Here is a 13,649-nt window from a genome sequence, read left to right on the forward strand (position 1 = left end):
AAAACTATCTTTTAAAAACTTTCCCACAGCATTTCTAATACTTATTTTTATGTAATATAGATAAGTGGGTTACAAATCGCATATCATTACATCTACGCTTTTATATACTTTAGTTTTTAATATTTCTTCGCATAGTAGACCATTGTTAGTAATACCGAAGATATATAAATTGTTATCATTATTGTCAGTAGATTGTAAGCATCTATATGTAGACTACTCACTGGGTTAAAGACTATCATTAATATTACAACTACAGCGATTAGAATGAAATAATTCACATAAATGGCTCTCTCTTTTATTTTTTGTGCTCGTTCATCTTTTGAGGTAAGGTGAGGTGCTAAGTAGGCTAAGCAAAAACACATAATGCAAATACCAAATAGCATTAGTGAAGATGGAAATTTATTTACACTTATTGAAGCTCCATTTATAAATAAGGCCATAACACCAAAAATACATCCCATTATGATAAAACCCATTTTCGTTTCTTTCATTTGTCTTTACTCCTTCCTAATTTGAGTTTAAAGTCTGTTTGGATTCTCAATGGTCATTGAAAACACATCGCCACATTTTGCACACACAGTGAACATAGATTTCATCTGAATATTCTACCTTCAAAACAAGTGCTCCTCCTATTTATTCTTCCTCATAAATAAATACATCTTCTATGGAACAGTTGAATAGCCGAGCAATTTTAAACGCAAGCGTAATCGATGGATTGTATCGTTCTTTTTCTAATGAAATGACTGTCTGTCTGGATACTTCCAACTTTTCAGCAAGCTCGTCTTGCGTATATTTGTGTATTGCTCGAAAATCTTTGATATTATTTTTCATAATTCCCCATCACTTTCTTGTAAAGGAAGCTTTACGTAAAGTATACTTTACAGTTTTTGGTAGGTCAAGTTCACTTTACGTTTTTTATATTAGAAAAGGCTAGCGAACTTTTTATTACAGGCAAGAAACCATACTAAAACTAATAGTTTAACCACGAAATACAGTCTTTATATACATAAAAGGCTGTATTTTTTCATTGTCCTAAAATGTTATTAAAGGTAAAATATACACCTAATACCAAGTATATGAAATTTCATAACGCCAATTCGAGATACATAGATGATACAGGGGGAATTTATGAGATATGTAAGAGTGCTAGCAAAAACATACGAAGACAACACTTGTAGAAGTACTGATTTGTATTCTCTTCTCGTAGAGCACAATGGAGAAACAAGTCTTTTACATCTCTTGCACGAGTATCAGCTAAAAAACCATGAAATGAGCAAGTCTGGCATAACAAACTTATACAGGCAGTGGAATTAATGCTAGATTATTTGAATGCAAATCAACATTACTTTTCATCTCCAAAGGCTTTTTTTGAATCCTTTGCTAAATCTATGCATTCTAGGACGATTGGTGAAGATGGGTATGATCCAAGTGGTCTTTACTGGTTACCTAAAAGAACCACTACATCGAATATTCTTCTCTACTCACTAACACAATTCTCTGATTGGATGCACAGAACTTTAATGTAAAGCCACTCAATCCATGGAGAAATGCTAGAGCTCCTTCAAGTGATAACAGCGGAACAAAAGCATTTCCTGAAGATAAGATTCACGAATTACTACGGGAAGGCTTTAAGAAGACGAACAAAAAGAACGACTTAAGTTTTCTTGAGAGTTACAACTGGCGTAATATTGCTATTACCATTTTAATGCATAGAGGTGGCATTCGACATTGCGAGGCTTATCACTTATGGGTACATGATGTAATGCCTCGCCGTAGTAGAATAGGATCTCTCAGAAAGAAATGTAAGCTATCACGGCTTGACCAACTCGCTATTTCTCCCAAAGCTCGACCAGTCGACCTTCAGGATCTTCAATCCAAATAAAATTTCCAAACTCAGTAACCTCTTTAGGATGAATTCTATATCTTCGGAAATTGAAAGTGGTGGAGTAAGTTGGATACAAAAAGGATATAATGGTTCAACAAGTGATGGTGGTCGTTAATATGTTGTTGCTGTAGGCGGAATATATTCACAAAACGGTGTGTCTTCTCCTGATCACATAGAAGTAGTATTTTATTGTAATAAGTATGGTGGAGTAAGTTGATGATAAAGGGCAAAGTTTCACTATTAGTTAGTACATAATATAAGACTTATCTTCTTGAATTATCGGGTGTAAGAGCTTAAGATTAAGGCTGCTAATGAGCAGTTTTTTTGTTATGCTGCTAACGGTACAGGTTAACTCAAGTAGAAACAAGAACAGAATATGACAAAAAAGGAACAGTAAAACACTGTTCCTTTTTTGTCATTAAGTTTCAGCACACCATAGTTCAATTTCTATTTTTAATTCAGGCAATCCTAATGCTGATGTATATGCAATTGTCATAGATGGGAATTCATTATTAAAAAAATCATTCCATTTAAGGTCAAAATAATCCCAGTCTATCTCTTCAGTCGCCCAGATATTAACCTTAATAACGTTCTCTTGAGACAACCCCTCTGATTCAAGAACCTTTTTCATGTTTGCAAAAGTATTAGTTATTTGGTCGTTTAAACTCTTCGGAACATTGCCTTTCATGTCTGTTCCTACTTGACCTGATGTTACTATTAAGGCTGCCCCTTTAGGCACTCTAGTGATATGACTGTAGTCGCCTACTGGTTTTGGCATTAGCTTAGGGTTTTTTCTAATAATTTTTTTCATAATATTACCTCACTCGTTATAAATTTTCTGCTATCTTCTTAAATAATTAGGCAGACTCCACCAATTACTATTTTTCTAAAAGAAAACTGCAGTCGAGTACCCATAACCCATAGATAAAAGCACAAGTATTTTCTTTTTCATGGTATGGACACTCCCTCTCCTTATAATGTAAGTAAAAGTATATATTACAAAATTGATAATAATTTTTATAGAATTAATTTTACCATACTAGAGTATATATGCTAACAAAATTTAATTGAGCATCTTGAAGACGATACTCTTCAACTAACGGGGTACTTTAGTTGAAGATCGTCGAGCTGTTCAGACGGCTCTTTTTTCTTATTCAACTAACGGTGCAGATTAGTTCATAGAAAGGAGGGTTAAACGTTGATGAGTCCAAAAGTTCAGGAAGTAATAAATGAGGGGAATTCATCCACTACTAGACGATGAATACAAATGAGGACAAATTATTGAACTAGGACAGCCGAGAAAGAGGATATAAAACACCTTTGTAGAATTAGTCAGAGAAAGTTAAATACTGGTAGGAGGTGTTTAACAATGCAGGCTCTACTTCAATACAATTGGCAGGTTCGGGATGAATGGTTCAATTGGTGTAAGCAGCTATCTTCTGATGAATTATCACAGCACCGTATAGGTGGAGTAGGTAGCATTCTTCGAACTCTATTGCACGTTGTAGATGTTGAGCAAGCTTGGATTAATGGTTTGCAGGGGAAACCTGAGTTTCATTACCGTTACGAGAACTATACATCACTTGATGCAGTTAAAGAACTATCAGATACTTGTCGCCCAAACATAGAGAAATTTGTTATGGACTGGACGGGAGAACTTGATGTGCATAAATTTTTTAATTTCACATACGGTGAAGTTATAAGACATGTCATCGTTCATGAGATACATCACATAGGTCAGTTATCAATATGGGCGAGAGAAATTGGACGGGAACCAATTACGGCAAATCTCATTCGAAAAGGGCTGTTAGATTAGAGAATTCCTAGAGGGCGAATGTACAAAAAGACATCGTCCCTCTTTGTTTTTGGTACACGTTAGCTACAAATGTGTTTTACAAACATCACGTTGGTATTAATCAACAACCTTTACTAAAACAGCCTTATATAAAAAAGACTTTAACTAAACCTGCTATTTGTTTGTGAAGAATTACACTTAAACTAACGGGGTGCTTTAGTAGAAGATCGTTGAGCTGCTCAATCTGCTCTTTTTAAGGTAATTGAAATACTTATATATAGATAGAAATTGCTGTGTTGGATATTTATGGTTACATTTAAGTGGGAGGAAAGAAAATGAGAAAACATTTAGGGGTTATATCCATTATTGTTTTCATAGTGACTATTCTCATTATGAAGTTATTTATGGTAGGAAAAGTTTCTGGTACGATAGGAACAAACTTTTTAATGGCTGGGGTAGGAGTGTCCATTTTATTAGCGATATTTAGTGAAAAAGGAAGAGTGAAAATAATCGTGTTAAGCATATATGCTTTACTAATTGTTGGTTTTATTACAATGGTGGCAGCATTCCTGTAATAATACTAACTTTAATTATTAACAATTTGAATTTGGGAATAATCCCGCTTAAACTAACTGGTGCTATACTTGAAGATCATTGAGCTGGATATGCAGCTCTTTTTTCTTTATTAGACTAAAAGGGCAGTTTAGTCGAATAAGTTATATTATTATAAATGTGGTAAAGTATAGTGAAATCGAAAGAAACAATAACTCAAACTCAAACGTATTTTGTTCAACTTCCTCTATTTGACCAAATGCGTTACATTTTAGGGGGTTTTTAAATGGAGAAAATCTTAGTGAAAACAGGGATATATTCATTTGTTGTTACTTTCTTCATATTAGTCGCTTTTATGCAAATAGAAGAAAGCACAACTGATGTAGAGGGAATGACTTCATTTGTTGTAACACCTTATCCAGAGTTTTTCTTTAATATTTTTAGATATTCTATAATTACTTCAATCATTGCGGTTATACTTGTATGTGTTTATTTACTATCAAATAAGAAAAAAGAGTAACAAACTCAACAGGTGTATGAATGTGAAGGAAATGTACTTAAAGTAATGGGTGCTTAGTACAAGATCGTTAGAGCTGTCCAGAACAGCTCTTTTTTCTTATTCAACTAAAGGGGCAGGCTAGTTGCATAAGAGCTGGTTTAATTTAGAGAAAAATAGAGGTAGAGGTGAATTATGAATTTCCTTATATTAGCAATCTTATTAATGTTTTTATTTAACTTCACAAAAATGAGAAATCAAAATCAAACAATAATTAAACAGAATGAAAGGGTTATCTCTTTGTTGGAAGAGATTAAAAATAAAAAAGCGTAGTTCTTAACCTAACAGGTGCAATAAGGGAGTTGCGTTGGCACATATTTGTCTTATGGAACTAAGGGAGATTGTGAAGGTTTGTACTTAAACTAACGGGGGGCTTTAGTGGAATAAGGAGATTTTTAAAATAAACAATCTTTTTTATAAAAAACAGTTCTTAAAAATAATAGAAAGCAATCGTTTTGATCAATCTTTATTCAAAACGATTGCTTTTTATATGCAGTAAAATCAAGGATTTAGAGTGATTTATAATCAATCTTTATTCTAAACCAACACCTAATAAACGTTCCCAAATGAAAGTTTGGAAATATACCCAAAAGCCACGAATTTTGTACCATCAACGATTCGTGGCTTTCCTTGTGAACATTATTTATTCATGTTTTTATGCACTTTCTTCAAAAGTCAGTCATAGAAATGCTTTAGTGGTATTTGGAACACTGTTGCACTATCGACTTTAATGAATAAAATTATGCATATTTCTTAATGTTGTAAATCCGCATTTTTCTGAAGCCCCTTATAAAATTTTTAGTATATATATCACCTGTAATAAAACTTTCACTAGCCTTTAATATTAAATCGATATTCAATTCAAATTCTATTTAAAAACATCTATACTTTCATCATTTGCAAAGATTTATTTTCAATGCTAGTTTTTATTTCAGAAATAAATTCATCAAGCTGAACTTCCATTGATGTTTCCTGACCATATTGTCTTACGTTAACAGAATGATTTTCAAGTTCTGTATCACCTATCACTAAAATATAAGGAACCTTTTTCATCTGTGCTTCCCTCATTTTATAGCCTAGTTTTTCTTCACGTAAATCAAGTTCTACACGTATTTCTGCTTGTTTTAACCGTCTTGTAATCTCTTCAACATATCCTTTATGAATTGTGTTTGATACTGGTATCACTTTAACTTGAATAGGTGATAGCCAAATTGGGAATGCACCACTAAAGTGCTCGATAAGTATCCCTAAAAAACGATCTATTGACCCAAATACAGCACGGTGGATCACGACCGGTCTGACCTTCTGATTTTGTTCATCTATATATGTTAAATCGAATTTTTCTGGTAGCTGGAAATCAAGCTGAACTGTTGCACATTGATGACTACGTTTAATAGCATCTTTTATATGAATATCAATCTTAGGTCCATAAAACGCGCCGTCCCCTTCATTGATCTTGTAGGAATAGCCAAGGTTTTTTAATACTCTTCCAAGTGACGCTTCTGCCTTATCCCATAATTGTTCACTTCCCATAAAATCTTCTGGTCGTGTTGATAATTCAATTTCATATTCAAAGCCGAATGTTTGATATACACGATCTATTAAACGTAAGGCAAGTAAAATTTCATTTTCAATTTGATCTGGTCTTACAAAAATATGTGCATCATCTTGACAGAATGTGCGAACACGCAATAAACCATTTAATGCCCCACTAAATTCATGTCGATGCACTTGACCGAATTCAGCCATTCTAATTGGGAGTTCACGATATGACCGACGTTTGTCTTTGAAAATAAGCATATGACCGGGACAATTCATAGGCTTTAATGCAAATTCTTGATCGTCTACTTCTGTGAAATACATATTTTCTTTGTAATGATCCCAATGTCCGGATTGCTCCCACATTCTTTTATTCATCATAAACGGCGTGCGTACTTCTTGATAATCATATTGATGTTGAAGTTTACGTAAGAACATTTCCAATTCATTTCGAATAATTTGCCCGTTAGCAAGGTAAAATGGCATACCTGGTGCTTCTTCCGAGAACATAAATAACTCTAATTCATTTCCTAGTTTACGATGATTTCTTTTTTGCGCTTCCTCTACAAAATGAAAATATTCTTTCATCTCCTCTTTTGTAGCAAAAGCCACACCATATAATCGTTGTAGTACTTTATTGTTACTATCCCCTCGCCAATATGCCCCTGAAACATGTGTTAATTTAAATGCTTTAATAAATCCAGTTGCAGGTAAATGCGGACCTCGACACAAATCTATAAATTCTCCTTGTCGATATACTGTTACTATTTCATCTTGAGGAATGTCTTCTAGTAGTTCTAGCTTTAATGGATCTTTTTTAAAAAGTTTTTTCGCCTCATCACGTGACAATTCAGCACGTTCAATCTCTATGTTTTCAGAAATTATTTTAGACATTTCTTTCTCTATTTTCGCTAACTCCTGAGCTGTAATTGTACTTTCCATGTCAATATCATAATAAAAACCATTGTCAATCACTGGTCCTACACCTAAGTTTACATCACCATATATTCTTTTAATCGCTTGTGCTAATACATGTGCTGAAGTATGTCTCATAATTTCTATACCAGCTGATGACTTAAAATCATATAGTTTTACTTCTGCATCATTTGTAATACTTCGATTCAAATCATATCGTATTCCATTTACTTCTCCCGCCACCGATTTCTTTTTTAGACTAGAACTAATAGAACTCGCGATTTCTCCTAATGATATGCCTTGCAAATATTGCTTTTCATTTCCGTCTGGAAACTTAATCAAAACTTCCTTTCGACTCATAACAATCCACTCCTATTTTCTTATAAAATAAAAACACGCACTCATCCCTATATAAAGGGACGAGTGCGTGTCATATACCCGTGGTTCCACCCAAATTTCCATCTCATAACTAAATAAACTACCTGTTGATGGCTTTGTGTAAGCTATATCGTTGCTTCTACGGTACTGATTACTCTTTTTCACCAATACTGCTCCAAGGTGGTAAGTAATTCATTCGCATTAGGAAGTTTTCAGCCTTGCCTTCCTTCTCTGTAAAGCGGTTAGAATTACTCGTGTCCTTATCATTGCATTCATTATTTAATTATCAATAAAAAAAACCACACTCATCCCTCATATAGGGACGAGTGTGGTTTATACCCGTGGTTCCACCCAAATTTCCATCTCATAACTAAATAAGCTACCTGTTGATGGCTTTGTGTAAGCTATATCGTTGCTTCTACGGTACTGATTACTTTTTTCACCAATACTGCTCCAAGGTGGTAAGTCTTTCTACTGCGTTAGGAAGTTTCCAGCCTTACCTTCCCTCTCTGTAAACCGTTATGAACTACTCATGTCCTTGTCATTGCGTTTATTATTTAAATTTTTATCAATATACAGGATTATTTTCCATTAGTCAATGGATATTTTTTATTTTTACAAATTTAGCAAAAAAAATCATTTATTATTCCAATCATATGGATTCCTTTATTGAAGCTTATTCGAATAATGGTAATTCTTTTAAGAAAATAATATCTTCCCGTTTTGCCGCATCGCATTCATTACATCCAAAAACGGACATTAATGATTTTCATATCTATTAGTACACTGTTATTGCATATTTCATATTTTCTTTATAGCTAATCATTCAATCCATTATCCTCTAAGTAACCTTCTTTACTACCATAAACTTTAACAATATGATCCTCTCCCCAATTACAAAGTGATGTCAAGATGGGTTTTAAACTTTTTCCGTATCCGCTTAATTCATATTCTACTCTAGGTGGGAGTTCGTGATAAAGAATACGGTTAATGACTCCATCATTTTCTAATTCACGTAATTGTTGTGTTAACATCTTTTGCGAAATATTTGGCATCAGTCGTTTCAATTCACTCGTGCGTTTTTTTCCATGTGTGAGATGACATAGAATGACGCATTTCCATTTCCCACCGATAACTTCAAGAGTTGCTTCTACTGATATATTGTATTTTTTCTTCGTTTCCATCATCAATAACCTCTTTCTATTTATAAGAACATTTGTTTGTAGGCACTAGAAGGTTCCTATATAACAAAAAAGTACGTACTTCCTTTTCTGTTTTACATGCTCCATAATAACATTTGTTCCGGAACATTTGGCAAGTAATTGCACACTGATTAAAAGAAGGAGATTCTATGAAAGAACAGCAACAAACAAATACAAAGGCTCTGCTTGCACTTGCAGTGACTGCTTTTGCCATTGGGACAACTGAATTTATAAGCGTTGGATTACTACCAATGATCGCAGCCGATTTAAAAACTTCGCTTCAAGTAACAGGTTTGACTGTTTCTATTTATGCGATTGGCGTAATGATCGGCGCTCCTGTACTCACATCTCTACTAGCTCATATTCCACGAAAAAAATTACTTCTTGGGATTATGCTTATATTCATACTCGGTAATAGTATAGCCATGTTCTCTACAACAATCGGCTTATTACTAGTAGCTAGACTAGTTTCTGCGTTAGCTCATGGTGTATTTATGTCAATTGGCTCAACAATTGCAGCGAGCCTTGTACCTGCAAATCGTCGTGCTAGTGCGATAGCGATCATGTTTACTGGATTAACTGTAGCAACAATAACAGGGGTTCCTTTCGGGACATTAATCGGACAGCAATTTGGTTGGCGCATAGCATTCGCATTTATAGTAGTGATTGGAGTTCTGGCTTTAATTGCCAATATCATTTTAGTACCTGCTTCTATTCAAAAAGGTACCAAAACAGGCTTTGCAGAACAACTAAAGCTAGTGAAAAACGGCCGCTTATTACTAGTGTTCATCATTACTGCACTAGGTTATGGTGGTACATTTGTCGTCTTTACTTATTTATCACCTTTATTGCAAGAAGTAACAGGCTTTAGAGCACAAACAGTGACACTTATAATCTTATTCTATGGCGTAACAGTTGCCATTGGTAATACAGTTGGTGGTAAACTAGCTAATAACAATCCCATTCGTGCATTATTTTATATGTTCGTGATTCAAGCGATTGTGTTATTTGTTCTTTACTTCACTGTACCATTTAAAATAGCAGGTTTAATTACTATTTTATTCATGGGGCTATTTGCATTTATGAATGTCCCAGGACTGCAAACTTATGTCGTAATTTTAGCTGAGCGTTTTGTCCCAAGTGCTGTAGACGTCGCTTCTGCTATTAACATCGCTGCTTTCAATGCAGGAATTGCAATTGGCTCATATGCTGGAGGAGTTATCGCTAAGTCAATGGGATTAATCCATACGACATGGATCGCTGGTATTATGGTTAGTGGAGCTGTGATTTTAGCTGCTATTTGTATCAAACAAGAAAAAATTGAGGAGAGTGTTCAAAATGAACTTACAAACAACAACTTTAAATAATGGAATAGAAATGCCCCTTTTGGGCTACGGTGTTTTCCGTGTAGAAAATGGTGCAGAACTTGCAGAAGCTGTAAAAACAGCAATTAAAAAAGGTTACCGTAGCATCGATACTGCACAAATTTATGGCAATGAAGAAATGGTCGGACAAGGGATTAAAGAAGCAATTGCTGAAGGTTTAGTTACTCGTGAGGAATTATTCATCACATCAAAAGTTTGGAATGCGGGCTTAAATTATGAAGATGCACTTGACGCATACGATGACAGTTTATCAAAAATGGGCTTAGATTATTTAGATTTATACTTAATTCACTGGCCTGGGCAAGATCAATATTTGGAAGCTTATAAAGCACTTGAAACAATTTATAAAGAAGGTCGTGTTCGTTCAATTGGCGTAAGTAATTTCCAAGTTCACCACTTAGAAAACTTGCTAAAAGAAACAGAAATCAAACCCGTTATTAACCAAATTGAATTTCATCCTCGCCTTACACAACAAGAGGTTCGTAACTATTGCGTGGAGAACGACATCCAAGTTGAAGCATGGTCTCCGCTAATGAACGGCGAACTTTTAAAAGACGAAACTCTACAAAGTATTGCAGCAAAGCATAATAAAACTGCTGCTCAAATCGTCTTAAAATGGGATTTACAACATCATGTTGTAACAATACCAAAAACAATGACTGAATCACGTATGGAAGAAAACATTAACATCTTTGACTTTGAACTAACTGCTGAAGAAATGGCTCAAATTGATGCACTAAATGATAACTTCCGTTGTGGTCCCAACCCAGATGAATTTAACTTTTAAATAGGTTAATCTAATAACATCAGATGAGTATATAAACTCATCTGGTGTTATTTTATTGAAAAGAAAATAAGTCTATTGGGTTTCATTCTATTAATTTACAAGCTTACATATTTGTATTTTTCCCATCTAATTTAGCTAGATCACTTATATATTAATACTGAAATTTAACCCTTAGCGCTGCACTAATTGTAATTTGACCTTGTTCGATTGGGGTGGAGAAATTCTGTTCAGCCATGGCAACAGTTTTATATAAAACAGGACCTGCATTACTCTCTTCTACAATCTCTATCGGTTGTGGAAGGAATGGTAATCTCATTGTCTCGGCTATTGTTGCTGCTTTCATTTGTGCATCATGGAGAGCTAAACTGAGCGCTTGTTGATAATAAAATTCTGCATTTTCAATTTTAAACTGAATTCCTGGAACGCGATTTGCACCATTTTGTACAGCTGTATCAATTACAGTACCAATTTGATTTGTTTCTTTTACTTTAACAGTAATGGCATTTGTCACTTCATAACCTCTAAAAACCTGTTTACCTTCAACGTAATCATAATTTGGCACGATATTATAGGCAGCAGTTTGGATATTCTCTCTTGGAATGTTGAGTGACAAAATTGATTGAATAACACGATTCATAATGTTCGCATTCTCCTGCTGTGCTTTACTCACATCTTTTCCTTCTGTAATCACTTCTAATTGAAGTTGTACATAATTTGGCTGAACAGCGACTTTCCCGTTTCCAGTCACTGTTATAACACGAGATGAGTTACATGGTGGTTGATGAGCATTAGGATTATACACAGAATTCCACCTTCCTATTGTTTATATTACTAATCTTATGCATTGTACATTGAAAACTTGTTTAACTAATCCTTATAGATAACTTGAGATAAGTTTTATAAATGCTTTTATAGCGATAGAAAAAAGACCATTTGAATCCCCTCTATCAAATGGCTAAATACAGTTGATATAGATAATATATTTAACATCATAAATTGAAATTATCCAAATTAACTACCTCCATACCATTGACAATATATCAGACAATTCGTAATATTTATCATACTAATGCTATCACTGTATTTTTGTGTAGCATTTCATATTTTTATATAAACCCGGTAATTCAATGGTTAATGACTAGAAATGAGTTGAAGTACTTAATGAAAAAGGTTCACTATAGCTGGATTATTCTAGCGGTTACATTCTTCTCTATTATTGCGGCAGGCATCATTAGGTCTTCTTCAGGTGTATTTATAGTTCCTTTTGAGCTTGAGTTTGGTTGGAGTCGTCCTGCCATCTCTTTTGCCTTTGCAGTGAGCTTATTTTTATATGGCTTTTCGGGACCTTTTATGGCAGCTTTTGTAGAGGTCTTCGGATTAAAGAGAATGATGCTTTATTCAATGCTGACATTGTCCATAGGACTTGCACTGACTTTCGTTATGCAAACACAGTGGCAATTAGTATTGATTTGGGGTGTCATGATCGGAGTTGGTTCTGGATTATTCTTAACCGTATTAAGTACACAAATTGCGAATCAATGGTTTGTGAAGCAGCGTGGTCTTGCAGTTGGGATTTTAACGGCAAGTACAGCAACCGGGCAATTAATATTGTTACCGGTATTAGCTAAAATAATCGACCAATATTCTTGGCGTTATGCAACCGGACTTATCTTTATTCTTAGTATTTTAATGCTATTATTAATTCTTCTGTTTATGAAGGACTTCCCTCAAGATAAGGGTCTTCTACCTTATGGACAGGAGAAAAGAGGGCAGTTTCCGGAACAGCCTAATCTTTTGCAAAATCCATTTAAATTAGCGTTGGGTACGCTGATGGAGGGCTTGCGATTAAAGGAGTTTTGGCTATTAGCAGGTAGTTTCTTCATCTGTGGTTTATCTACTAGTGGTTTGGTCGGGACACATTTCATTTCCTACTGTATTGGTTTTGGCATTCCTGTTGTAACGGCAGCGGCAATGCTTTCATTTATGGGGGTATTCGACTTAGTGGGCACAACATTATCTGGCTGGTTGTCCGATCGAATTGACAATCGATGGCTTCTATTTTGGTATTACGGCTTACGAGGGATATCTCTATTGTTTTTACCTTTTGCTTTAGCTCAAGGTTCATATGTATGGCTAGTTATTTTTTCTATTTTCTACGGATTAGATTGGATTGCCACAGTCCCTCCTACTATTGGATTGGCAAGCCGAGAATTTGGCCTAAAAAAAAGCACCTTGATGTATGGCTGGATCATGGCAGCTCATCAAGTAGGTGCCGGGGTTGCAGCATTTGGCGGGGGTGTCATTTTCAAAGTATTAGGCTCATATCAATGGGCTTTCATATTAGCTGGTAGCATGTGCGTTTTAGCTAGTTTATTCGTTATTATGTTGAAAAAACATCAACCGAAGTTGGAAGTTTTATAGATTATAACATGTACTCTATTAGATTCTTATTAAGCAAAGTTATAACTTTCCTACATTACCTCACAAATGGGGTGTATTAAGATCCCTTATACAAAATCTTAGGTTAACATAAAAAATCAAAAAGTATTATATATGATACATTAAAGAATACGTTGAAAACTGAAAATAAAAAAATTAGAGTTGACCTAAAATCAGGTTCAACTCTATTTTTCTTGCTAAAACAACAGTGTAATT

13 protein-coding genes, 1 pseudogene and 1 other annotated feature are annotated in these 13,649 nt (G+C 34.5%); of the genes and pseudogenes, 7 read left to right on the forward strand and 7 right to left on the reverse strand.

Annotation, left to right across the window (positions count from 1 at the left end; translation table 11 throughout):
* Positions 1 to 116: 116 nt before the first annotated feature.
* Entirely contained in the window at positions 117 to 491 is a 375-nt protein-coding gene (locus tag ACZLO7_RS15295) for a hypothetical protein (protein ID WP_464939862.1), read from the reverse strand.
* Positions 492 to 633: 142 nt separating this feature from the next.
* A complete protein-coding gene (locus ACZLO7_RS15300) occupies positions 634 to 831 on the reverse strand; it encodes a helix-turn-helix transcriptional regulator (RefSeq protein WP_427753628.1) in 198 nt (65 codons plus the stop codon).
* Positions 832 to 1,313: 482 nt separating this feature from the next.
* Between ACZLO7_RS15300 and ACZLO7_RS15305 the strand changes: the two genes are divergently transcribed.
* A complete protein-coding gene (locus ACZLO7_RS15305; protein ID WP_464939861.1) occupies positions 1,314 to 1,526 on the forward strand; it encodes a hypothetical protein in 213 nt (70 codons plus the stop codon).
* Positions 1,527 to 1,829: 303 nt separating this feature from the next.
* Here ACZLO7_RS15305 and ACZLO7_RS15310 read toward each other — a convergent pair.
* Together ACZLO7_RS15310 and ACZLO7_RS15315 are read right to left on the reverse strand one after the other, a co-directional pair.
* Positions 1,830 to 1,907 (reverse strand): annotated as a pseudogene (locus ACZLO7_RS15310) (VOC family protein); the annotation flags it as partial.
* 396 nt (positions 1,908 to 2,303) lie between these two features.
* Entirely contained in the window at positions 2,304 to 2,696 is a 393-nt protein-coding gene (locus ACZLO7_RS15315; protein WP_464939860.1) for a RidA family protein, read from the reverse strand.
* A gap of 558 nt (positions 2,697 to 3,254) precedes the next feature.
* Between ACZLO7_RS15315 and ACZLO7_RS15320 the strand changes: the two genes are divergently transcribed.
* The 3 genes from ACZLO7_RS15320 to ACZLO7_RS15330 all read left to right on the forward strand — a co-directional run bounded on the left by ACZLO7_RS15320 (position 3,255) and on the right by ACZLO7_RS15330 (position 4,752).
* Entirely contained in the window at positions 3,255 to 3,701 is a 447-nt protein-coding gene (locus tag ACZLO7_RS15320; protein ID WP_464939859.1) for a DinB family protein, read from the forward strand.
* Between the two features lie 314 nt (positions 3,702 to 4,015).
* A complete protein-coding gene (locus ACZLO7_RS15325) occupies positions 4,016 to 4,255 on the forward strand; it encodes a hypothetical protein (RefSeq protein ID WP_464939858.1) in 240 nt (79 codons plus the stop codon).
* A 263-nt stretch (positions 4,256 to 4,518) separates the two neighbouring features.
* On the forward strand, positions 4,519 to 4,752 hold the full coding sequence (locus ACZLO7_RS15330) for a hypothetical protein (protein ID WP_464939857.1): 234 nt from the start codon (positions 4,519 to 4,521) through the stop codon (positions 4,750 to 4,752).
* A gap of 918 nt (positions 4,753 to 5,670) precedes the next feature.
* Here the strand turns inward: ACZLO7_RS15330 and thrS are convergent.
* Positions 5,671 to 7,602, reverse strand: a complete 1,932-nt coding sequence (gene thrS / locus ACZLO7_RS15335) for a threonine--tRNA ligase (RefSeq protein ID WP_464939856.1) — start codon at positions 7,600 to 7,602, stop codon at positions 5,671 to 5,673.
* Positions 7,603 to 7,935: 333 nt separating this feature from the next.
* Positions 7,936 to 8,174 (reverse strand) — a binding site (T-box leader).
* Between the two features lie 264 nt (positions 8,175 to 8,438).
* Positions 8,439 to 8,804 carry a winged helix-turn-helix transcriptional regulator gene (locus tag ACZLO7_RS15340; protein WP_464939881.1) on the reverse strand — a complete coding sequence of 122 codons (366 nt, stop codon included), beginning with the start codon at positions 8,802 to 8,804 and terminating at the stop codon, positions 8,439 to 8,441.
* Between the two features lie 167 nt (positions 8,805 to 8,971).
* On the opposite strand from ACZLO7_RS15340, the gene ACZLO7_RS15345 reads away from it, so the two are divergent.
* Positions 8,972 to 10,189 carry an MFS transporter gene (locus ACZLO7_RS15345; protein WP_464939855.1) on the forward strand — a complete coding sequence of 406 codons (1,218 nt, stop codon included), beginning with the start codon at positions 8,972 to 8,974 and terminating at the stop codon, positions 10,187 to 10,189.
* Positions 10,161 to 10,994, forward strand: a complete 834-nt coding sequence (locus tag ACZLO7_RS15350; RefSeq protein ID WP_464939854.1) for an aldo/keto reductase — start codon at positions 10,161 to 10,163, stop codon at positions 10,992 to 10,994. The genes ACZLO7_RS15345 and ACZLO7_RS15350 overlap by 29 nt, the downstream gene beginning before the upstream one ends.
* A gap of 151 nt (positions 10,995 to 11,145) precedes the next feature.
* Here ACZLO7_RS15350 and ACZLO7_RS15355 read toward each other — a convergent pair whose 3' ends face one another.
* Positions 11,146 to 11,796: an SIMPL domain-containing protein gene (locus ACZLO7_RS15355; RefSeq protein WP_464939853.1), complete on the reverse strand. Its 651-nt coding sequence runs from the start codon at positions 11,794 to 11,796 to the stop codon at positions 11,146 to 11,148.
* 359 nt (positions 11,797 to 12,155) lie between these two features.
* On the opposite strand from ACZLO7_RS15355, the gene ACZLO7_RS15360 reads away from it, so the two are divergent.
* Positions 12,156 to 13,415, forward strand: a complete 1,260-nt coding sequence (locus tag ACZLO7_RS15360; protein ID WP_464939852.1) for an MFS transporter — start codon at positions 12,156 to 12,158, stop codon at positions 13,413 to 13,415.
* Positions 13,416 to 13,649 lie beyond the last annotated feature (234 nt).

Source organism: Viridibacillus sp. d25.2 (assembly GCF_055456015.2).